Source organism: Providencia hangzhouensis, from assembly GCF_029193595.2.
GTDB classification, from domain to species: Bacteria; Pseudomonadota; Gammaproteobacteria; order Enterobacterales; family Enterobacteriaceae; genus Providencia; species Providencia hangzhouensis.
Genome location: NZ_CP135052.1, coordinates 2,289,609 through 2,313,200 on the forward strand (window position 1 = coordinate 2,289,609; position 23,592 = coordinate 2,313,200).

The following is a 23,592-nucleotide window of genomic DNA, read 5'->3' on the forward strand; positions in this document are numbered from 1 at the left end:
AAGGTATCAAATGATACCTTTTTATCAGCGAGATCAATTTTTTGTGATTAGCATATATAAACGATAAAAGTAAATTAAAGCAAATGCGGCTACAACATTATTGAGTAAAAAGGAGATACCATTAATCGCAATATGATTCATATTAAGGTTACCCAATAGAACACTGATAAGCATTTGAACGGCCATCCAAATTAAAATCATCGGTAAAGCGACACGCCAATTTGCATAAGCCAATTTCCAGCTTTTTCCCATCGCACTAAATGGGTTGGTATTTTCTGTCATTAAAATTGCTGGCGCTAAGGAAAAACCAATGGCTAGCACGATACCAGGTAGAACCATAATTGTGATGCCTAATTGGATAAGCAGCGAGCAAACGACCAACAGAAGAAACATAGAAGGCGCTTTGTTCAGTGATGATGTTATCGCTTGAAGTCCTGTCATATCTTCGCCACGAGACATCCCTGAGATATAGGATAATGTGCCACAAATAAGGAACAAACTGCCAAGAGTGACGGAGAGAATCAATCCAAAAGAAACACGCAAAATACTACTTTTATCTTCTTCAGATAGATTTAGAATCCAGTCTTGTAACCCCGAATTACCAGATTCAATCATTTTACTTTGTGCTTGAGCAAGAACACCTATCATCTGTTCACTAGGGATCATCATCGCATAGATGACAAGGCTTACCACGGTGGCTAAGAGCACAATGGTGAGGAGGCCACTCAATTGGTTTTTAAAGAAATTGATACTATCACTGATGAGTGAGTTGGCCGAAATGGACATGACACTGCTCCTATCTACAAACGGGATCAAAATTTTAATCTAATTGTAACCGAGTATCACGCCTAGAGGTAGAGAAAGATAAGAAAATTCGGGAGGTTAAGAAAAATATATTGCTCATGATGATCGAATGTAATTAACCCAAGAAATGAATTTATATAAATTGTATTTTTTATGCATGTTTAAGTTTTGAAATAAATATCTATATTTAGAAATCAAATTTTTATTTTGTTAGTTACTTTATAAAAATTGATTTAAATCAAAAATAAAAAAACAATAAATGAAATAATAAATCCATATTTATTGGTTTACCTATAAATTAGTAAAAGATGTGATCTTGATTTGAACATCAATTTAAATAATACGGTATATTTTCCTAAAATAAAAACATAGGAATGGGATTGATAATGAAAAAACTCACTGCGCTTGTATTAGCTGCTGCAACTTTAGCTCCAGCAGTTTCTATTGCTCATGAAGCTGGCGATTTTCTTTTTCGCGCGGGTACTGCAACAGTCAGACCTAATGTCGGAGGAGATGATGTTAAAATTAATGGATTAGGTAATTTAGGTACCTTTGATGCGAATAATAATACTCAATTAGGTTTAACTTTTGGGTATATGATCACTGATAATATCGGTGTGGAATTATTAGCAGCAACTCCGTTTGAACATAAAGTTGGTACAGGCCCTACAGGTAATATTGCAACGGTAAAACATTTACCACCAACATTAATGGCGCAGTATTATTTTGGTAGTAAAGAAGATAAATTACGTCCTTATTTAGGTGCCGGTGTTAACTATACTTTCTTCTTTGATGAGAAATTTAACTCTACCGGAAAAACTGCAGGCTTATCTGATCTAGATCTATCAAGCTCGTGGGGCTTCGCGGCACAAGCAGGTATGGATTACATGCTGACTGATAACTGGATGTTAAACGCTTCTCTTTGGTGGATGAATATTGAGAGTGATGTGAAATTTAAAGCGGGTGGTGAACAGTATAAAGTTAATACTCGTTTAGACCCATTTGTATTTATGTTCGGTGCGGGTTACCGTTTCTAAGAATTTGATAGGATGCAATACAGGTAATACCTGAATTCTGAAGGACTAGAGAGAAGTAGGAAATCCGAGAATATTCGTATTCTCGGATTTTTCAATTACCATTAAGCTTAAACATATATTTAACAAATGGTCATCATAAAAAACAAATTATGATAATGATATTTATAATATATTAATTAGTGTTATAGAGTGATAATAAAGTAAAGGTACTTATTGATTATCTTTATTTAGGGTAATTAATAAAAATATTGAGACTAATTACCTTGAAATAAAAAAGCCGAATACAGGGGCGTATTCAGCTTTAAGATATTATTCAAATTTACAATATTAAATTACCAAAACCATTGCACGTTTAACCCAGCATTGACGCTACTGGTTTCATATTCATCCGGCTTATAAAGTGGGGCACCTAAGAATAAGTCATAACTAAATATATTAACATTACCTCTCATGCCTATAGCCATTCCTAATAATTGGTCATCAGAATAGAGACCTAACGGATAAACACCGCCGAATACACGTCCATAGTCAAGAGCATAGTATGGATAGATGGAGAAGCCAGGAATATAAAAGTTAAACTCATTGCGTAAGTAAAAACCCTTATCACCTATTAGGGAAAATTCTTCGTCAAAACCACGAACCGTCCAACGGTTACCTAACGAAAATTGATCTTGAATGGTTAAGCGGTCTCGTGAGTATTGTATAAACAGTTGTGGATTATAACTCATAATAAAATTATCAAAGGCGAAGGGGAACATTCCTGAAATATCGGCAGTATAAACACGGCTCATTTTGCTGACATCACCATATTTCATATCCCAGCTTTCTTCGGCACCAAACCAAGGTACATTACGTTGATAATATATTGAAGCATCGATAGTTGAATTATTGATGTTTTGACGGTGGCTAACACCGAGCTTAAGGCTGGTAAGGTCACGTTGTTGGGAAAGTAGGGCGACATCCTCTAATTTATATTTTGATTTTCTTTTAATTAGTTGAATTGATGCAGTGTCTTTGAACGTTTGCCCACGCAAGAAAACATTACTCGCCGTAGCATTATAATATTTACTATCACCATAATACTTATAGCTAAATACGGAGTCATTAATAGTTTGTTTATAGTCGCTTTTGCTTGCATACAATGAAAAAAGCCAGTAGTTGTAAGGTACGGCATAATAAATTGCAGTATTACTGGTGCTGTAGCGGGCTTGGTTTTTTAAATTTTTTCCTGCTGAAACATATATTGTGTCATTTAAACTCGTTAAATTGTTAGCATACAAAGTCACTCCGACTTGATCTTTGCCCGTTTGGCGGCTTCCTGAGTTATTGTAATATCCACCTACGTTAAAGTGAGATGATTTTTCTCTTTGTATGGAAATATCAGATGTGGAAAACTCTTTACCCGGTGCTAGCTCTATATTCACTTTAGCACCCGGTATCCGCTCAAGGTTCTCTAAGCCTTGTTCGATGTCACGAATATTCAGAATATCCCCTTCTTTAGCAGGCATAATCGCACCTAATGTAATATAAGTGTCGCTACCTTCTGCAAGTTTTACATTCGCAACTTTACCTGGAATAATCTGGAGCGTTAAAATACCCTCACTGATGTTTTGTTCTGGAATATTAACTCGTGTTGTGACATAGCCTGATTTAATTATTTTATCTTGTAAGCCCTTTGCTAAAGTTTCAACGCCATTAATACCAATGCATACACCAACAACTTGGTTTGCATAAGCTTCTAGAGGTCGCATAGAAGGGAGTTTAGGCTCAGAGAGTAAGATAACCTGTTTCATTTGAAAACAATCTTTCTCATCATCAAAAACTAAAATATTATTTGAACGCTCTCTAGTTTTACCTAAGGCATCTTTAGCTTCTAATTGAGTCTGTTGTTGGCGAGAACGATCTTGGCTAGCTTGGTTATTAATTTGTTGGTCAATAATTTGTGCGGTATTAGCTGATGCAGCTAAAGGCAAAGAAGTTAAAGTTGATAATAAAAAAATAAATCGAAAATTCATGTGCACCACATTAATTTTAATAAAGATTAAAGTTATTTTTATGATATAAAGACTAATAAATTGCCGATGTGATTATTTATTAATTAAATACATCAGAATTTTCTTGTTTAATCTCCATCAGTCTTTTGTTTTGAAATGAGTACATGTATATCCCTATAATAAACCTATTGCTAATTTTCTTATTTTACATAATTTAATTATGCGTTAAATTTATAATAAATAAAAATTAATTAAATTGATTGAGTTAGTGTAAATGCTTTTGGGGATTACTACTGAAAATATAACTAATATAATTTAATCTTTGGTGGTTTGATTAATTCTTAATGAAATCAATGCCTAGTAAATACGCTAAATTAGATTAAATAAGTTTTTTTACTTAGAGTTAAACTATTTTGTCTTGCTTTAAAAATAAGTAAACATTAGAAAGATTTAAGGTTTGTCAATGATATTAAAATAATGGTGTATACTATTTTAATATCACTCCGTATTGGCGTAATAAAATAAGGAGGCTAGTAGCCTCCTTATTTGACCTAATTAATAATAATAAGGTGTATTTAAAACAATCATTGAACCTAGGATTTGTCCAGTAGGGCTATTGTAAATTATAGGACTTGTAATCGTAGTTTTGTTCATTGAACTTAAGCGTCCAGTGTTATTATCTACGCGAGTAAAGGCATCAATGTTTAAATCTTTGCCAGCATGAATTGAACCTGATTTGGTATTATCTAGCTTATTAAGATCTAAATTGACATCATTAGCACCTTGAATTTTTCCACTACGGTTATCAAGGTCATTTCTTAGTGTAATATTAATATCGCCTTTATTTCCAGCCTTTTCCTGTGCATCTGAAACAATCACACCAGAGTTGTTATTTATGCCATTTGCTTTGATAGTAATAGAACCATCTTTGGTATAAATACCACCCGTTTGGCCGGAAACACCGTATTTGCTAGCATAAGCATTAAAACCGCTAGCATAGCTGTTATCTACAGTTGTTGCATTAACTACGACATTAGAATCAGCAGTAATTAAACCTCTGAGGTTGTTTAAGTAAGTTGCTTTAATGTCTATATTATTTCCTTTGATAAAACCATATTGGTTGTTAAGGGAATACACATCAAACTTGGACTTACCTGCACCAGAAATTAGTGAACCTTGGTTATTAACAACATGAGCATTAATATTTAAGGCTTTTCCACTATCAATTGAAGAATAACCATTATTTACTAGGTTACTTCCCAAGGTGATATTGATTGGGCCATTGTTAGATTTAATCAATGAGTTACTATTTTGTAACGTAATAGTATCTATATCGATTCTTCTTTTTGCTGAAATTTGAGAGTTATTATTATTAGTGATAGTATTACGAGCATTTATTGTAATATCACGACCTAATAATGTTGAGTTATCGTTTGCTAGGGTGGTTGTTTCTATAGTTAAACTACCATTACCACCTGCTCGAATTCCTCGTTCGTCTGCATTAACAACATTACTACGTAAGGTATAGTTGTTATCAATCTTCCCTGTTGCACGAATTGCAATATCGCCACTATTAGTTTTGATTGAACCATTAGTATTAACAACATTTGCAGTTGAGATATTCATGTCTTTTTGAGCATGGACAATACCATTTCGGTTATCAATACTCGAAGCTGAAGTGAGTTTGAGATTACCGCCATTAGACTTAATCTGTCCATTCACATTACTTAGAACTAATCTTTGAGAATCAATATCAACATCGCCATTAGCTATAATAGTGGAATTATTATATAAACCATTGGCTTTTATATTGATGTTGCCATTGGCATTTACTTTTCCGCGTTGGTTATACACTAAGCCAGTTGAATCAATATTAACTCCACCGATTCCGGCAGCTAGGTTTCCGTTATTGGAAACACCAGTTCCACTTTCAGTTGAAATTAAGGTAATTTTGTCAGCATACATACCACCCATGGCGGCTACATCGACACCAATTCGAGTTGCATTTCCAACGCCTTGAACTTTAGTCACGAAATTACCTTTGGCATCGACAAAGTTATTACCTGCGACGACATTAATTTCTTTAGCGTGGATATCACCTTGGATCACCGCAGAACGAGCGATGATATCCGTTGGGGAGTCTGATTTTAAGCGGCTATTAATAATAATTTGGCCTTTTTCAACGTTATAGCCAAGAACTTCACCGCCAGCAACAATTGGTTTACCCGTTGTTAGAGTTACTCGGTCTGTGTTGATAAAACCACAATTATTACATGTGATACCAGATGCGTTAGCAACGATAACTTGTGCTTTATCACCTGCAACTTCAATCATTCCGCCTAGGGTACTTGCCTTATATGAATTAACTTCATTCAAAATGACTTTTGCAGGGCCATTACCATTATTTAAATTTAGGTTTCCATTGATTTGTCCGCCTAAACTGGTATTCGTATTTGTTGCGCTATTATTTAAAATAACCCCTTTTTGGTCAACATCAAATTGGCTATAAATGTTATGTGAGACACCTTTGTCACTAGCTCCTTTAATATGAACGATAGTCGGGCCATTACTTTGATTTATTACACCAGCACCATTTGTATTAACAACGGCGCCGTGAGCAACAGATATTGACCCTAAAATAACAGATACACTTAAAAAGAGTGGTTTGATTTTCATCATAGGATGAGTGGTAGGCTGTTTCATAAATATCCCTAAAATAGACTATAGATAAAATTAAAAATAGCTAAATAAAATTCCATTAAAGCATGAAGATTATCCGTGATATTTGTTTTTATTAAAATTTAATTGTACTTAAGTTGAATCATACGGGTGCAAATAGCTTAAAATAATTATATTTTGATATAAATGGTGTTTTATATACAACGGTTGATTATTCTTAGTAAAATCAATTAGTAAGGTTTACTCTGCTGTGGATTTGATAAGGGGATTTACCAGTGTGTAAGTACGTAAGTATTATTCTTGATATTAATGGATTCGATTAGTAAATATTATGATTATTAAATTTTAGCTATTTAATCAATAGCTAATTAATAGTTAATTGATATCTATTATATTTAAATTAGTTTAAAATTTAATTATAGAAGGCTAGGTAAAGTTTATTTAAGACTATTTTTTATAATTTTAAGTAACCAAGCCATTAATTTTAAATATGACTTGATTACTATTTATTCCTTATCTATTTTTGTGTTGCTGCTTTCATTTTTGCAACGAATTCAGTTAATGATTTAAGCATAACGTCAGGGCGATGTAGGTTATTTTCAATAATTTTAACCACAGCTGAACCTGAAATTGCGCCTGCAGCACCATTTTTAATCGCTTCTTCGACTTGCTCAGGTTCTGATATTCCAAAACCTTGTAGGGCGGGAGCCGCTTTATATTGGTTTAATTGACTCAATAAGTGAGTCAATGGCATTTCTGCTCTTTTTTCAGTACCTGTCACGCCTGCACGAGATAATAAATAAGTATAACCTTGGCTATATTTCCCGATCTGTTGCAGTAGCTCATCATTAGCATTTGGTGGGCAAATAAAAATGGGTGCAATATTGTGAGCTAGCGCCGCTTCGCGAAATGGTTTTGATTCAGACATAGGGACATCTGCAACTAATACAGAATCAACACCTGCTTTTTCGCAGCGAATATAAAAATTTTCAATACCATTCGTAAAAACTAAATTTGCATAGACTAATAAGCCAATAGGAATAGTAGGGTGTTTTTCTCGAATACGACGGAGTAGTTCGAAACAAATTGTTGGGGTAATTTCACTTTTAAATGCACGCAAATTTGCATTTTGGATAGTTGGGCCATCTGCCAGTGGATCAGAAAATGGAATACCAATTTCTAATGCATCAGCACCACCAGCAATCAAAGCATCGACAATTTTTAATGATAACTCAGCATCTGGGTCACCTAAAGTGACAAATGGAACAAATGCGCCTTGATTCTTCTGAGCTAAATGTTCAAAAAGTTGGGTGTAGCGTTCCATTAGATTTCTCCTTTGCTGGCTAAAATATCATGTACCGTAAAGATGTCTTTATCACCACGGCCAGACAAATTGACGATTAATAACTGTTCTTTATTAGGTTCTTGCTCCGCCATTTTTAATGCATAAGCGAGTGCATGAGATGACTCTAATGCAGGAATAATCCCTTCTTTACGTGATAATAATTTAAAAGCATTTAAGGCTTCATCATCAGTAATAGAAACATATTCAGCACGACCGATACTGTTTAAATGGGCATGCTGAGGGCCAACAGACGGAAAATCTAATCCTGCAGAGATAGAATATGATTCTTCAATTTGACCTTCATTGGTTTGCATCATTGGCGATTTCATACCGAAATAAATCCCGACACGGCCATGTTTTAACGGGGCACCATGTTGGCCGGATTCAATACCTAATCCAGCAGGTTCCACACCGATTAGTTTCACATCTTCTTCTGGAATAAAAGAGGCAAATAAGCCGATTGCATTTGAACCACCACCAATACAGGCAACGACAGCATCAGGTAAACGGCCTTCTTTTTCGAGAATTTGTTGTTTTGCTTCATCACCAATCATACGTTGGAATTCACGTACAATTGTTGGGTAAGGGTGTGGCCCCGCCGCGGTTCCTAATAAATAATGAGCTTTATCATAGCTGCCAGACCAGTCCCTTAATGCTTCGTTACAGGCATCTTTCAATGTGGCTGAACCGCTGTAAACTGGAATAACTTCAGCGCCCATTAATTTCATGCGAAATACATTGGGAGACTGGCGTTCTACATCTTTGGCACCCATATAAATACGGCATTTCATGTTCAGTAATGCACAAGCCAGTGCTGTCGCAACGCCGTGCTGCCCAGCGCCTGTTTCTGCAATTATTTCAGTTTTTCCCATTCGCTTAGCAAGTAGTGCTTGGCCTAATACTTGGTTAGTCTTATGGGCACCGCCGTGCAGTAAATCTTCTCGCTTTAAATATAATTTTGTTTTTGTACCTGCGGTTAGATTTTTACATAACGTTAGCGCAGTAGGGCGACCTGCATAGTTTTTTAGTAAGTCGTGAAACTCACGAATAAATTCATCATCATTCTGTGCGTCGATAAACGCGTCTTCTAATTGGTTTAACGCAGGAATAAGAATTTCTGGGACATATTGCCCACCAAACTCGCCAAAATACGGATCTAATTTGCTCATTATTTATTGTCCATTTTATCAGTTACATTAATTGGTGTTGGAGTCTTTCATTTCGTTGTGTATTGATGAGCCGTTGATTTGGCTAACAACGTTGACAACACCAAATTTATTTTTTGTTGACTTTTTATACCTGGTTCAATTTCAACCCCTGAATTAAAGTCCAATCCGTTGCACAGTAACTTAGCTGCATCTAGGCAGTTATCAGGGGTAAGCCCCCCCGCTATCATTAATTTCTGTGTTGTGGACGAGGGGATTGCTGACCAATCGAAGGTTTTGCCAGTACCACCAGAGCCATTATCCAGCAATAACACATCAATACCTTGTGTATCGTAGTCATCTAGAGTTGTTCGTGACATATCAAGCGCCTTCCAAACTTCACAGTAGTTTGGTAAAAATGTTTTTAACGTATTGATATAAGAAGTATCTTCTTCACCATGTAATTGTACCGCAGATAATGCAAGTTGCTTGGCGATATGGGCAACAAAATCCGCGGACTGATTGCGGAAAACACCGACATATTTTAAAGGCGCGGCATGGATGATATTCTGCGCCTGTGACAACGTCACTTTTCTAGGGGAGGTTTCAGCAAAAATTAATCCTCCATAGTGTGCTCCCGCTTCAAATGCGGCTTTTGCATCTTGCTCGCGGGTTAAACCACAGACTTTATGTTCTCCCACTAACAAGTTTCGAATGGCTTTATCTAGGTCAGCTTGCTCCATTAAGGCGCTACCGATTAAAAAACCATTCGCAAATTGTTTCAGCGACTGAATATGTTGGTGTTGATGAATACCTGACTCACTGATCACAATGGTACCCTTCGCTAAGCGGGGTGCGAGTTCACGAGTTCGGTTTAAATCAATAGAAAGGTCACGTAAATCACGGTTATTGATACCAACAACCTTGGCTTGTAACCGAATTGCTCTCTCTAATTCTTCTTCATTACTGACTTCCGTTAATATTCCCATATTAAGTTGATGAGCGACTTCTGCTAACGCTTTATATTCATCATCATTTAAGACAGATAACATGAGTAAAATGGCATCCGCTTGGTAGTAACGTGCAAGGTAGATTTGGTATGGGTCAATGATGAAATCTTTGCATAACACGGGTTGTTTTACGGTATTACTGACAATCGTTAAGTAATCCATATTCCCTTGAAAATATTTTTCATCAGTAAGAACGGAAATCGCGGATGCGTAGGGCGCATAAGTTTTAGCTATCACAGCGGGATCGAAGTCAGCACGAATCAACCCCTTTGAAGGCGATGCTTTTTTGCACTCTAAAATAAATACAGGGCGTTTTGCGCTTAGTGCGTTATAGAAACTACGTTGGCTAGGTTGAATACCAGCAATAAAGCTTTCTAATGGCTGCTTGGCTTTGCGTTCGATTAAATAATCAACTTTATCATCAACAATTTTTTGTAAGACTGTCGCTTTCATTTTATTGGTTCCTTGCCGCGAGTGCTGTGACGCGGTCAAATGCTTTACCGCTACGAATAATTGCGAGTGCGTGTTCGCTGTTTTGTTTTAAGTCTTCATGGCCATTAATACGCATCAACATGGCGACATTGGCCGCTACAGCAGCTTCGTGAGCAGCTTGCCCATGGCCTTGAAGCAAGTTACTAAGTAACACGCGGTTTTCATCTGGTGTTCCGCCTTCTAAGTCACGTAATTGATACGGTTCTAACCCAAAATTATCTGCAGTTAATTGGTAATGTTGTACTTTGCCATCTTTTAATTCAGCGACTTGAGTTACTGCATGTAATGAAACCTCATCCATCCCTCCACTGTGTACCACAGCTGCACGGGTGAAACCAAGCATCTGTAATGTTTCAGACACCGGTTTTACTAATGATTCTTGGTAAACTCCTATAAGGGCAATTGGCGGACGAGCCGGATTGATTAATGGCCCCAATACATTAAATAACGTTCGGGTTTTCAATTGAGTGCGTACAGGGGCCGCATGGCGGAACCCACTATGGTATTGCGGTGCAAATAAAAAACAAACACCAAGCTCATCTAATGCGTCACGAGCACTTTGCGCACTGAGATCAAGAGCGATACCAAAAGCAGCCAGTAAATCTGAAGAACCTGAACGGCTCGAAACACTACGATTACCATGTTTGGCTACTTTAATACCACATTCAGCAGCAACAAAGGCACTTGCTGTTGAAATATTAATACTATTTGCACCATCTCCCCCTGTACCAACAATATCACTGTATAGGTAGTCAGGGCGGGGAAAGGGTTGTGCATTTTCTAAACAAGCTAGAGCGGCACCCGCAATTTCTTGTGGTTGTTCGCCACGCATTTTCATACTGATTAACACAGCGGCTAACTGAGGTTCTGTTAATTCACCTTGAATAATGGCATTAAACAAGTACTGGCTTTCTTGTTGAGTTAGCGGCTGCGCTTTAAATAATTTATCATAAATATTTTGCATAATTGGCTCTTTAGTATTCCGTTAGTGCGAATGAGTGGATTCGATTGCATTGGGAGTAGAAAGAGCCCATGCCACGGTGTTTTCTAACAACTGTTTACCTTGGGTTGTTAAAATGGATTCTGGGTGAAATTGGAATCCACAAACTCTATCGCTATCATTACGTACAGCCATGACCATGCCATTTGACTGAGCACAAATGGTCAAGCTCTCTGGAATTTGGCTACCAACAAGAGAGTGGTAGCGAGCCACTGATATTGGGTTTTCAAGATGGTTAAACATGGCTAATCCATCATGTGTGGCTATTGAGGATTTACCATGCAAAATTTCACCTGCAGCAGAGACAGTTCCACCATAGGCCTCAACAATAGCTTGGTGACCTAAGCAAATACCGATAACAGGAATTTTGCCTTTTACGCGCATCAATATTTCTGGCATTGAACCTGCTTCACTAGGTTTTCCTGGACCGGGTGATAAGACTAAAATAGGTGAAACCATTTGATTTAATACAGATAAAATATGTTCTGCACTGACGGTGTTGCGATAAATAACCACCTGATGTCCACCCGCACGTAGTTGGTCTACCAGGTTATAAGTAAAGGAGTCAACGTTATCGAGCAGTAAAATATTCGCCATTAGAATAACTCCTTAACTTGGTGTGCTTGGGCAATTGCACGGATCACCGCACGTGCTTTATTACGGGTTTCATCGGCTTCAGCTTGAGGTATGGAGTCTAGAACGACACCACCTCCCGCTTGTACAGTGGCAATGCCATTTTCTACGTAGGCGGAGCGAATAACGATGCAAGTATCAAAATCACCATTTCCTTGAAAATATCCCACAGCCCCCCCGTATGATCCTCGGCGCTCTTGTTCATATTGCGCAATCAGCTGCATTGCTTTTACTTTTGGTGCACCCGTTAACGTTCCCATATTCATACAGGCTTGATATGCATGAAAAACATCTAAATCTTGGCGTAATGTTCCCACGACATGAGAAACCAAATGCATCACGAAAGAATAGCGGTCAACCTTAGTTAGGTTAGCAACGTAACGGCTACCCGCTTCACAAATACGCGCTAAATCGTTACGTGCTAAGTCAACGAGCATGATGTGTTCAGCAAGCTCTTTCTCATCAGAACGCATGGAAAGCTCAATTCGGCTATCTAAATCAAGGTCTAATTCACCTTGGGCATTTCGTCCACGAGGGCGAGTTCCGGCGATTGGATAAATTTCCACTTTGCGATTTGCTGTCGCATATTTGAGTGCGCTTTCGGGTGAAGCCCCAAAGAGTGTGAATGCGTCATCTTGCATGTAGAACATATAAGGGCTTGGGTTTTGTGCTTTGAGTTTTTGGTACGCAATTAAGGGATGTGAGCATGGCATCGTAAATTTACGAGAAGGCACAACCTGAAAAATATCCCCACGGTATATGGCTTCTTTTAATGAGGTGACAATTTCCCCATATTCTGGGTCATTTTTGTTTACCGAGACGGCAAAGTCAGGCGCAGTTGCTAAAGGAAGCGCTGGCAAGAACGGCCGGCACGAAGCGATAATTTGAGCGTGACGCTGCGTAACAGTTTCGACATCTTGCTCATTTTGCGTAAATAGGCAACTTTTTAGACGTGCAGCCTGATTTTGATGGTCGATCACTAAACAATGCTCAGCAACAAAAAAACAGTAATCAGGGCAGTGATTAACGGTATTTACCTTGGGTAAATCTTCAAAACTCGCGACTAAATCATAAGCAAACAATCCACCAACAAACAGATTTTCAGGTTTTGTGGAATAGGCTTGTGCAAGAGCGGGTAGTGCACGTAAAACGTCTAAGCTAGATGCAGCCTTCAGGCGGCTGTCTTCGTCTAAATCTTGTCCAGGCTGGCTGAACGTTACCGTCAAACTATTTTCTTGCATGCTATGATGCATGATTAAATCTGTTAATTGAGCTAACAGTTTAGGTAATAAGGCCTGGCCATTTGGCGTCAACGCTTCTATTTCAACTTGTTGGCCAAAAGCACGAATACGTAGCGCGCTGTTGACAATCAATAAGCTTTGCAAGTTGGCTTTATTATTAATTTCAGCGGATTCCAACAGCATTGTTGATGGAACTTGATGACACAAATGATTAAATAATAATGTTGGGTCAGGCTGATAATTAATTGGGCTATCCAGATACTTAAAATGTGCTAATGTGGTGTTTTGTTCGTTCATTATGTTGCCTTACGCTAATTTTTGACATAAAAAAACCCGCCGAGGAAGGGCGGGTTTGGCACTGAAACATACAATAACTATGCGCGTGCGGCTTCCGCCCAATTTGGGAAGTCACGCCACCAACGATTTGATAAATTTAATAAAGTCATTGTATGCCTCACTGGATAAACTGATTATTTTTAGCTTTAGCCGTCTTGCGTACTAGTTAACTGGATCGCGCTATTTATGTCAAGGACTTTATTAATTTATTAGGAAAAATAGTTTTTCATGGAAATAGGAGAAGATATCAATATGCCGACAGCCTCGTCGCCATTAGTGACTCGCTATGACTTACATAGCCATACGAATGCTTCGGATGGTGACCTCACTCCTGCTGAGTTAATCGAACGTGCAGTGGAAAAAGGGGTTAATATTTTAGCGATTACCGACCACGATACCTGTGAAGGTGTATTAGAGGCTCGCCGCTATCTTGCTGAACATGAGTGGCCAATTGAGCTAGTCAATGGCGTTGAAATTTCGACACTTTGGGAGAATATTGAAATACATATAGTGGGCTTAAATTTTTCGCCTTCACATCCCGCGATGGTTCAATTGTTAAAAACACAATCTGAGCATCGTTTAGAGCGTGGTATTGAGATGGGCAGGCGGTTACAAAAAGCAGGCATTGACGATGCATGGGAAAATGCACAACGTATTTCTGGTGGTGGGCAGGTAACGCGGGCACATTTTGCACAATATATTGTGAAAATAGGTAAAGAAAAAACGATTAATAATGTATTTAAACGTTTTTTATCGAAAGGGAAAACAGGGTATGTGCCTGCGAAGTGGTGCACAATTCAAGACTCAATTGACGCAATCCATGCCGCAGGGGGAGTTGCGGTATTAGCGCATCCGTCTAAATATCAATTATCCAATAAATGGTTAAAACGGTTGGTTGCGTATTTTAAACAGTGCGGTGGTGATGCTATGGAGGTTTCTCACTGCCAGCAACCGCCAAATGAAAAGCAATATTTAGCAGAATTGGCCAATAATGCTAATTTGTATACATCCGTTGGTTCAGATTTTCATCGACCTTGCTCTTGGATAGAGCTTGGCAGAAATTTATGGTTGCCCGATGATGACAAGGCTGTTTGGACACTTTGGGATACAGTAAAAACAGCTAATTAATTGATGTATTAATAATGCAGTGTAAAATAATTATTATAAGTGATGATTTATTAATGAGTAAGTCATCTTATGGAATTCAAAGATAGTAGCATTTATAGGTATTTTTGCCGGGTGATGCTGTCGATACCCAAAAATTAGAGGTATGTATGAGCCAGTTTTTTTATATCCATCCGGACAATCCTCAGGCAAGACTTATTAGCCAGAGTGTTGAAATTTTAAATAAAGGCGGAGTGATTGTTTATCCTACAGATTCAGGATATGCCATTGGATGCCGTTTAGAAGAAAAAGATGCTTTACAACGTATCTGTCGGATTCGTCAGCTTGATGCTAACCATAATTTCACATTAATGTGCAGAGATCTCTCTGAGCTATCCAATTATGCGCATGTTGATAACACTGTCTTCCGTTTAATTAAAAATAATACACCAGGTAATTACACCTTTATTTTGCGGGCAACGAAAGAAGTTCCACGGCGTTTAATGAATGAAAAACGTAAAACTATTGGTTTACGTGTACCGTCGAACCCGATTGCTCGAGATTTACTCGAAGCTGTTGGTGAACCGTTGATGTCAACTAGTTTGATTATGCCAGGTGATGATTTCACTCAATCAGACCCTGAGGAAATCCGCGATTTACTCGATAAACAAGTCGATTTGGTGATACATGGTGGTTATATTGGGCAAAAACCAACAACTGTGATTGACTTTACTGATGATACGCCTGTTGTGGCGCGAGTCGGAACAGGGGATCCAACGCCTTTTGAGTAGGTATAAATATATCGAAGCTTAAGATTCAGTACTGAACTAACTAAAATTGTATTGAATGTGCAATATACAGATAAGTAATAGGGGTTCAGGACAAACCTGTGTATAATGCGCGGGTTTTCAAATTCATTATTGTTTGGCGCGGCAAAAATAGCGCGCCAAAAAGATATTTGACGCCTGTGAAGGCGACAGCAGAGGGTTACATGAGCGTAAAACCGCAAAAAACTGAAAAATTACAGAAAATCCTTGCTCGTTCAGGGCATGGTTCTCGTCGAGAAATCGAAACATTCCTGCAAGCGGGTCGTATTAGTGTTGATGGCAAAATTGCGACACTAGGGGACCGTGTTGAAGTCACACCAGCAACAAAAATTCGTTTAGATGGTCGTTTATTAGCAATCAAAGAGCCTGAAAAGGAAATCTGTCGTGTAATGGCTTACTACAAGCCAGAAGGTGAGTTATGCACACGTCATGATCCTGAAGGGCGCCCAACTGTTTTTAACCGTTTACCACGGTTAACAGGGGCGCGGTGGATTGCTGTTGGCCGTTTAGATGTTAACACTAGTGGTTTATTGTTATTCACAACAGACGGTGAGCTCGCTAATCGTTTAATGCACCCTAGCCGTGAAGTTGAACGTGAATATGCAGTGCGTGTGTTTGGTGAAATTAACGATGCAAAAATTCGTCAATTAACACAAGGTGTACAGTTGGAAGATGGCCCAGCCTCTTTTAAAACGGTTTCTTACCGTGGCGGAGAAGGGATGAACCAATGGTTTAATGTCACCTTAACAGAAGGACGTAACCGCGAAGTTCGTCGCCTTTGGGAATCTGTTGGTGTACAAGTCAGCCGTTTAATCCGTGTGCGTTATGGTGATATCGACTTACCTAAAGGTTTACCACGTGGAGGATGGACGGAACTTGGTTTAGAGCAAACCAACTATCTCCGTGAGCTGGTGGAACTGCCGGTGGAAACGGAAAGTAAGGTTGCGGTTGAGCGCGATCAACGTCGCATTAAAGCAAACCAAATTCGCCGTGCAGTAAAACGCCATACACAAGTTGCATCGCGTCCGGCATCAAAACGTCAATCATCAAGACCAACGGCGAAACGTCGTACTCGCATCTAAACTTGCTATTCTTTATTCAGTATAAAAAACGCAGAGCGTAATTCCTCTGCGTTTTTTTATGCGGTCACGCCAATAATCATCCACTCCAGTAATCATCAATCTTATAAACTCATCTTTCAGTAATAGTTATATGCAACATAGATAATTAGAAAATTAATGGTCTAGTTCACATTATTATGAAACCTATCAATAATAGATAATGTTTATGAGATGTTTGTCTCATTTTAATGTAATAAAAAGTCTTAGTATGCCCCTTCTTATGGGATGTAACTCACAAAATGTTGAGTTGCTAACTGATAATAAAGACAAATTTACAGATAAACCTATTACTTACCCAGTTTATCCAGATAAATAAAGAATGGTTTAAGTGGATAAACCTGAATAAGGACAAAACATGAAAAAAATAACACTGACTTTGAGTGCGATTGCATTGGCATTGAGTTTTACGGCAACCTCTCAAGCAAAAATTCCAATGCCAGAAACCGTAAGCCCCGGCGTTACCGTTGTTGAACTTGCTCAACAACAGCCTATTCATTGGGTTTCCATCGAACAAATTAAACAAAGCCTAGAAGGAAAAGCACCTATGGCTGTTGGGTTTGATATCGATGATACGGTGTTATTTTCAAGTCCAGGTTTTTACCGTGGTAAATTAGAGTTCTCACCTAACGATTTTAGCTACCTCAAAAATCAACAATTTTGGGAAAAAATGAATAATGAGTGGGACAAATTCAGTATGCCAAAACAAGTGGGTATTGATTTAGTCAAAATGCACTTAGAGCGCGGTGACACTGTTTATTTCATTACTGGCCGTACGAAAACAAAAACGGAAACAGTGACGAAATATGTTCAAGAAGGTTTAGCGATACCTGCGGATAAAATGCAACCTGTTATTTTTGCGGGTGATGAACCAGGGCAAAATAATAAAGTGAGCTGGATGCGTGATCACAAACTTACCATATATTATGGTGATGCTGATGCCGATATCGCAGCAGCACATGAGTTAGGTATTCGCGGTGTTCGTATTTTACGTGCGGCAAACTCATCTTACCAACCATTACCAAAAGCAGGTCGCTTTGGTGAAGAGGTTGTGATTAATTCAGAATATTAATTCAACAAATACAACGCAAAAAAGGAGGTTATTTAACCTCCTTTTTAATCGATGTAATATATTAGTTTGTCACAACTGCATCAATAATCACACGGTTACCCGTGATACTTCCAGCCGTTCCATTACTTACTATAGGGCTGGTGACTTTAGTCGTGTTAGTAGAACGTAAAGCACCATATTGGTTGTTAATACGATTTTTTGAATCAATGGTGAGATTTTTCCCTGCGGCCACTGTTCCTGAATAGTTTTCTAATGTGCCAACATCCAGTTTCTGGCTATTAGCGCTTTTGATTTCTCCATAATTATTATTGAGTGTTGCTTTGAGCTTAACGTCAATATCATTACGTGCAGCGGTATTATTTTCTACATTTGCAGCAATAGAACCATAGGTATTATGTAACGTATCACCTTTAACTTTAATAGTTCCATTATTGGTTTGTAGGCCACCATTTTGGTTTGTTAGTCCAAATTTAGTATTAATGAGTTTAAAGTCACTACTGTAACTGTTGTTCAAATAACTGGTTTCAATATCGAGATTATTTTCTGCATTAATTAACCCTGCTTGGTTATCAATACTATAGGCTTTAATCGTAAGATTTTGTCCTTTGATATAGCCAGAACGGTTGTTCATTGAATTAGCATTAATAACGGATTTGCCGTTATTCGAAACAATCGCTCCGGTGTTATTGAGCTGGTTAGCATTGATATTCATCAAGCGACCACTATGAATGGTTGACGTTCCCGCATTAGTGAGTGATACCGACGCATCTAAATTCATCTGGCCATCAATGGCATTTATTTCAGAATTAGTTTGCGTTAAGTACATCGTACTGATGTCTGCATGGCGTTGTGCAGTAATTTTGCTATTTGATGTGTTATCAATTGCGGATTGCGTGCTGATTTTGCTATCTCGCCCTGCAGTAATATTGGAGTTTTCATTCACAACACGAACGGCATTAATCGTTATATCACGCCCAGCATTGAATCCTTTTACTGGATCATTTGGATTGGCGAGATTGTCCCTGTTGTAAATTGTACTCATGGAATGAATGTCGATATTACCTTTAGTAGACTGAACGATACCATTATCATTTACAAATGAATCAGAGAGTGTATTAACATTCTGCAGAGCGATTATCGAACCACGATTGTTGCTTAGTGTACCTAATGTACTTAGATTAATATCATTGTTATAGGATGTGATATCACCATTATCATTATTAATTACACCCGTTCCTGCAACGGTAATATTGACGTTTTTATTACCCGCAATGCGACCGTTATTGGTAAGGCTTGCTGCTTTAATATCAATATCACCCGCTGCGTTCATATTACCATTGGTATTATTCACCGTTCCTGCGGTATCAATAGAAATTGCGCCATTATAGGTACCAATATCCCCTAAATTACTGACACCAACGCCAGTTTCAGTGGCTATTAATGAGATTTTATTGGCATACATACCGCCAATCGACGAAACATCAATCCCAACAGTGGGTTTTGTTCCAATTGCAGCGGCTGTACCCGTCACATCCCCAGCCGAATTGACGTGATTACTTCCAGCTATCACATTGATGCGCTGTGTATCAATAATGCTATTAATGGCCACCGAACGTGCAATTAAATCTGTCGGAGAATTGGTATCTAATCTCCCATTGATGGCAATTTTACCTTGCTGCACATTATAGTTAGCAATGGAGCCATCATTTGCTAGCTCTACTTTACCGGTTGTCAGTGTTGTACGATTGGTGTTGATAAAGCCACAGTTGTTACATGTAACACCGGAAGCATTAGCAACGATTACTTGCGCTTTGCCGCCTGCAACCTCAATCATGCCATTTAATGTGGTTGCCGCATTTGAATTTATTTCGTTTAAGATAACTTTAGCTCGCCCGCCGGCAACATTGGTATTGCCACCAATTTTGCCGCCAATGAGCGTATTAGAATTTTTTGCACTGTTATTTAAAATAACACCTTTTTGGTCAACATCGAATTGGCTATAGGTATTATGGGAAACACCAGCCTGGCTTGGTTTATTAATATAAACGACAGTCGGCCCATTACCTTGATTTAATATACCAGCCCCATTAGTTGGTGTAATTGACGCTTGGGCAACAGTAGAGGTTCCAACGATCATTGAAACACATAAAAAGAGTGGGTTAAATTTCAATTTGGTGAAATTCAAATGAGAATTTGAAACATTTTTCATATATATCCCTTAAATAAAATAGAAAAATCTAAGATAACTAACAATCCATTATTGCAGTTTAATTATGCTTAAATAGAAAACTAAATAAAATTAATAATGTTAACATGGGTAAATATATCGTTATTCATTGATAACTAACTAAAACTGAATAAAAGCGGAGTAATATCTATTTTTATAGATTAGTTTGTTTTTTATCAATAGGTTGTGTTTACGCATTTTTAGCCTGTTAGGAGGATTTTACTCACGTAGCAATACGTAATCATTTTAATTAAAGAGGAGGTTTTCAACAAATAGCATTAATTATTTTTATATTTATTCTTTATCGTTATAAAATAATTGTGATACTTGATGAACAAAAGTTAGCAAAAAAATTCATACTACCAAAAAATATTTTCCAATATGGAGTTCACACTAAATTAGTGTTACCAATGAAAAGTATTAAATAACTTTTTTATAGGTTAACTGATGGCTTAGTTAGAAAAATAGCTAGTGAAATAGATTAGAAGTGCAATAATAAAAAATAACGCCTTATTATTGCACTTTGTTATCGGATGATTACCAATCAATCCCTTTTTGAGCTTTAATCCCAATATCAAATGCATGTTTCACTGGGCGCATTTCTGTTACTGTATCAGCTAATTCGATTAAATCTCGGTGGCAACCTCTGCCAGTGATCACAACAGATTGATTGGCAGGGCGGCTTTGTAATGCTTGGATCACTTCTGCTAATTCGAGATAATGGTAACTTACCATGTAGGTGAGTTCATCTAAAATGACTAAATCGTACTGTGGGTCACTTAATAATTGTTTGGCGTATTGCCAAGTTTCTATACAGGCGAGGGTGTCTGTCTCTTTGTTTTGAGTTTCCCAAGTGAACCCTGTGGACATAACATAGAAGGGAACGCCTTGGGGTTCTAACAGCTCACGTTCACCATTATCCCAGCCACCTTTAATAAATTGAACAACAGCGGCTTTTTTACCATGGCCTACTGCACGGCAAACAGTACCAAATGCCGCTGTCGTTTTGCCTTTTCCATTTCCAGTAAAGACAATAACGATACCCCGTTCAATTTGAGCGGCTTCAATTCGTGCATCCACTTTTTCTTTTAAACGTTGTTGACGTTCTTCGTGTCGGCTTTGAGACATCATTTTTACTCCGCAGCACCGGGCTTGCGTCCGGGTTGTGCATCATAGCTACTTCCTGTTTTACGCAGGCTATCATCACCCATCAAATAGATATAAATAGGCATGATATCAGCAGGAGTTTTCAATTTAAGTGGATCTTCGTCAGGGAATGCGCTTGCTCGCATAGAGGTTCGAGTTCCACCTGGATTAATACAATTTACACGAAGATTACTGTGCTTATACTCTTCGGATAGAATTTGCATTAAACCTTCTGTCGCAAATTTAGAGACAGAATAAGCTCCCCAACCGGCTCGACCTTGTTTACCTACACTTGAACTGGTAAAAACTAACGAGGCATTAGGCGCTTTAAGTAATAGAGGGAGCAAAGCTTGAGTTAGCATGAATGTGGCATTAACATTTATTTGCATCACATCATGCCATAGGTCACTGGGTTGCTCAGAGATAGGGGCTACTACACCAAGTATTCCCGCGTTGTGTAAAACGCCATCTAAATAAGGCGTTATTGACGCAACTTGCGAAGCGAGTGTATGGCAGTCATCAATTGTTGCGGTTAATAAGTCTAATATAAAGCAAGGTGGATTCTTTCCATCTAAAGCCGCTATTTCATCACTAACTGATTGTAATTTATGCAGTGTTCTACCAACAAGAATAAGGGATGCACCATAGCGCGCATAAGTGAGAGCGGCTTCACGGCCAATGCCATCACCGGCACCTGTCACGAGAATAGTTTTACCTTTCAATAGGTCTTGTCTAGGCTGATATTGGAGCATATTCTTTCCTACTATTGTGATTAGCATGTATGGTTATCATCGCACTGATTGTGATAATTGGCTAATCTAACATAGTATTAACAAGGTTTGTCGTGCCAACTCTGTTTTTTTCTGGTTGTTTGCGCGTAATCGTGAGATTATTTTTGTATTGAAGATAAATATCAAAAGGATCAGATTGTGGAGTATTTCTCATTGTATGGGCTATTTTTAGCAAAAGTCGTTACGATTTTGGTAGCGGTGGTTTTGCTGGCTGTTTTTGTGTTTGGCGTAGGTATGCGCAGACAAGGAGCAAAAGGTGCTTTGAAAATCACAGATTTAGGTGAAAGCTATCGTGAGCGTCAGCGCCAAATGCAACAGATAAAAATGAATGAATCAGAACATAAGGCATGGCTAAAAGCATTTAAAAAACAGCAAAAAGCAAAATCAAAAAGTGAGAAAACTGGGGCTAAATTAGGCCAAACAGGGGTTAAAAAGCCTTGCTTATATGTCTTAGACTTCAAAGGTAGTATGGATGCACGTGAAGTTGCCTCTTTACGTGAAGAGATCAGTGCAATTCTCGCTGTTGCAGACCAACAGGATGAGGTTTTGTTAAGACTTGAAAGCCCAGGTGGGATGGTTCATGGTTATGGCTTAGCGGCTTCACAATTACTAAGAATCAAAGAAAAAAATATCCCACTGACTATTGCGGTAGATAAAGTCGCTGCGAGTGGTGGATATATGATGGCGTGCATCGCAGATAAAATTATCGCAGCGCCATTTGCCATTATTGGTTCGATTGGTGTTGTCGCTCAAATTCCAAATATTCATCGGTTATTAAAAAAGCATGATGTTGATGTTGAACTTCACACCGCTGGCGAATATAAACGTACATTGACCATGTTAGGTGAGAACACGGAGCAAGGTCGTAAGAAATTTGTTGAAGATTTAAATTCAACACATGAATTGTTTAAACAATTTGTTCATCAAAATCGCCCATCTTTAGATATTTCTGCAGTTGCAACAGGGGAGTATTGGTATGGTTCACAGGCGCTTGATAAAGGGCTTGTGGATAATATTGGTGTGAGTGATGATTTTATTATTAATGCGATTGATACTAAGGAAATAGTTAGTATCCGTTATGTATTAAGTAAAAAAATGATGGATAAGTTTATGGGAAGCGCGGCAAAGAGCGTGGATAATTTATTATTGCGCTGGTGGCAGCGTGGGCAAAAACCACTCTTGTAATTTCGAATTTTGCCTAGCGAATAAGCGTTTTTAAATCTACTATTAATTTACCGGCTTTTTAGCCGGTAAATTATATACAAAGAGCAAACGTGTTAATTAGTTATTATCACTCAATTGGTATTGTTCTGATAGTACATGAGCAAGGTGTTTGTACATATTAAAAGCAGCGGTACTCTTTAAGGTAGGGATATTGTTCTCATCTAAGAAGAACTCCCCTTTAAATACCAATGTACCTCGATGCTGCTCTACAGTATCAACAAACATACCATGAATATAATCATCATGTTTCTTTATGATATCATTAGCTTTTTCAAGTAACTCTTTTTTTGTGATGAACGGTAAATTGTCTTGCATAACTTGGCTTCCTTGAAAAAATAATTGGTTGCTTCTAGCATTTTATCAGGTA

Annotated in this window: 17 protein-coding genes, 1 pseudogene and 1 other annotated feature; of the genes and pseudogenes, 6 read left to right on the top strand and 12 right to left on the bottom strand. The window is 38.1% G+C overall.

Annotated features, from left to right (window positions below):
• Nucleotides 1–33: 33 nt before the first annotated feature.
• A complete protein-coding gene (locus PZ638_RS10285) occupies nucleotides 34–786 on the bottom strand; it encodes a YciC family protein (protein WP_096863786.1) in 753 nt (250 codons plus the stop codon).
• A gap of 404 nt (nucleotides 787–1,190) precedes the next feature.
• Here PZ638_RS10285 and ompW point away from each other — a divergent pair, with 404 nt between their 5' ends.
• Entirely contained in the window at nucleotides 1,191–1,841 is a 651-nt protein-coding gene (gene ompW / locus PZ638_RS10290) for an outer membrane protein OmpW (RefSeq protein ID WP_094960528.1), read from the top strand.
• Between the two features lie 332 nt (nucleotides 1,842–2,173).
• On the opposite strand, the gene PZ638_RS10295 is transcribed toward ompW, so the two are convergent.
• From PZ638_RS10295 to PZ638_RS10330, 7 genes and pseudogenes are all read right to left on the bottom strand, one after another.
• Nucleotides 2,174–3,856: a ShlB/FhaC/HecB family hemolysin secretion/activation protein gene (locus PZ638_RS10295; protein ID WP_004254154.1), complete on the bottom strand. Its 1,683-nt coding sequence runs from the start codon at nucleotides 3,854–3,856 to the stop codon at nucleotides 2,174–2,176.
• 534 nt (nucleotides 3,857–4,390) lie between these two features.
• The gene (locus PZ638_RS10300; RefSeq protein ID WP_272674177.1) at nucleotides 4,391–6,538 is read right to left on the bottom strand and encodes a two-partner secretion domain-containing protein; all 2,148 of its coding nucleotides are present in this window, start codon (nucleotides 6,536–6,538) and stop codon (nucleotides 4,391–4,393) included.
• Nucleotides 6,539–7,031: 493 nt separating this feature from the next.
• Nucleotides 7,032–7,838, bottom strand: a complete 807-nt coding sequence (gene trpA, locus PZ638_RS10305) for a tryptophan synthase subunit alpha (RefSeq protein ID WP_206277790.1) — start codon at nucleotides 7,836–7,838, stop codon at nucleotides 7,032–7,034.
• Entirely contained in the window at nucleotides 7,838–9,028 is a 1,191-nt protein-coding gene (trpB, locus tag PZ638_RS10310) for a tryptophan synthase subunit beta (protein ID WP_094960531.1), read from the bottom strand. The genes trpA and trpB overlap by 1 nt, the downstream gene beginning before the upstream one ends.
• Before the next feature lie 47 nt (nucleotides 9,029–9,075).
• Nucleotides 9,076–10,467 (bottom strand): bifunctional indole-3-glycerol-phosphate synthase TrpC/phosphoribosylanthranilate isomerase TrpF, encoded by a 1,392-nt coding sequence (trpCF, locus tag PZ638_RS10315; RefSeq protein WP_206277791.1) that lies wholly within the window; start codon nucleotides 10,465–10,467, stop codon nucleotides 9,076–9,078.
• Nucleotide 10,468: 1 nt separating this feature from the next.
• Nucleotides 10,469–12,103, bottom strand: a pseudogene (gene trpD / locus PZ638_RS21325) (bifunctional anthranilate synthase glutamate amidotransferase component TrpG/anthranilate phosphoribosyltransferase TrpD).
• A complete protein-coding gene (locus tag PZ638_RS10330; RefSeq protein WP_206277793.1) occupies nucleotides 12,103–13,677 on the bottom strand; it encodes an anthranilate synthase component 1 in 1,575 nt (524 codons plus the stop codon). The pseudogene trpD and the gene PZ638_RS10330 overlap by 1 nt, the downstream one beginning before the upstream one ends.
• Nucleotides 13,678–13,703: 26 nt before the next feature.
• Nucleotides 13,704–13,805, bottom strand: a sequence feature (Trp leader region).
• A gap of 139 nt (nucleotides 13,806–13,944) precedes the next feature.
• Here PZ638_RS10330 and rnm point away from each other — a divergent pair.
• From rnm to aphA, 4 genes are all read left to right on the top strand, one after another.
• On the top strand, nucleotides 13,945–14,844 hold the full coding sequence (rnm, locus tag PZ638_RS10335) for an RNase RNM (RefSeq protein WP_410480050.1): 900 nt from the start codon (nucleotides 13,945–13,947) through the stop codon (nucleotides 14,842–14,844).
• 146 nt (nucleotides 14,845–14,990) lie between these two features.
• The gene (locus tag PZ638_RS10340) at nucleotides 14,991–15,611 is read left to right on the top strand and encodes an L-threonylcarbamoyladenylate synthase (protein WP_036957701.1); all 621 of its coding nucleotides are present in this window, start codon (nucleotides 14,991–14,993) and stop codon (nucleotides 15,609–15,611) included.
• A gap of 200 nt (nucleotides 15,612–15,811) precedes the next feature.
• Nucleotides 15,812–16,729: a 23S rRNA pseudouridine(2605) synthase RluB gene (rluB, locus tag PZ638_RS10345; protein WP_036958116.1), complete on the top strand. Its 918-nt coding sequence runs from the start codon at nucleotides 15,812–15,814 to the stop codon at nucleotides 16,727–16,729.
• A gap of 394 nt (nucleotides 16,730–17,123) precedes the next feature.
• Nucleotides 17,124–17,837, top strand: coding sequence for an acid phosphatase AphA (gene aphA / locus PZ638_RS10350; RefSeq protein ID WP_004254174.1), 714 nt, complete (start codon nucleotides 17,124–17,126; stop codon nucleotides 17,835–17,837).
• Between the two features lie 61 nt (nucleotides 17,838–17,898).
• Here the strand turns inward: aphA and PZ638_RS10355 are convergent, their stop codons facing one another.
• The 3 genes from PZ638_RS10355 to PZ638_RS10365 all read right to left on the bottom strand — a co-directional run bounded on the left by PZ638_RS10355 (nucleotide 17,899) and on the right by PZ638_RS10365 (nucleotide 21,962).
• Nucleotides 17,899–20,046 carry a two-partner secretion domain-containing protein gene (locus tag PZ638_RS10355; RefSeq protein ID WP_206277794.1) on the bottom strand — a complete coding sequence of 716 codons (2,148 nt, stop codon included), beginning with the start codon at nucleotides 20,044–20,046 and terminating at the stop codon, nucleotides 17,899–17,901.
• A 555-nt stretch (nucleotides 20,047–20,601) separates the two neighbouring features.
• Nucleotides 20,602–21,192, bottom strand: a complete 591-nt coding sequence (gene cobO / locus PZ638_RS10360) for a cob(I)yrinic acid a,c-diamide adenosyltransferase (RefSeq protein WP_112307152.1) — start codon at nucleotides 21,190–21,192, stop codon at nucleotides 20,602–20,604.
• Nucleotides 21,193–21,197: 5 nt separating this feature from the next.
• Nucleotides 21,198–21,962 (bottom strand): YciK family oxidoreductase, encoded by a 765-nt coding sequence (locus PZ638_RS10365; RefSeq protein ID WP_036957702.1) that lies wholly within the window; start codon nucleotides 21,960–21,962, stop codon nucleotides 21,198–21,200.
• A gap of 177 nt (nucleotides 21,963–22,139) precedes the next feature.
• On the opposite strand from PZ638_RS10365, the gene sohB reads away from it, so the two are divergent.
• Nucleotides 22,140–23,186: a protease SohB gene (gene sohB / locus PZ638_RS10370; protein WP_004254182.1), complete on the top strand. Its 1,047-nt coding sequence runs from the start codon at nucleotides 22,140–22,142 to the stop codon at nucleotides 23,184–23,186.
• 96 nt (nucleotides 23,187–23,282) lie between these two features.
• Here sohB and PZ638_RS10375 read toward each other — a convergent pair whose 3' ends face one another.
• On the bottom strand, nucleotides 23,283–23,540 hold the full coding sequence (locus PZ638_RS10375; RefSeq protein WP_094960535.1) for a DUF2498 family protein: 258 nt from the start codon (nucleotides 23,538–23,540) through the stop codon (nucleotides 23,283–23,285).
• Nucleotides 23,541–23,592 lie beyond the last annotated feature (52 nt).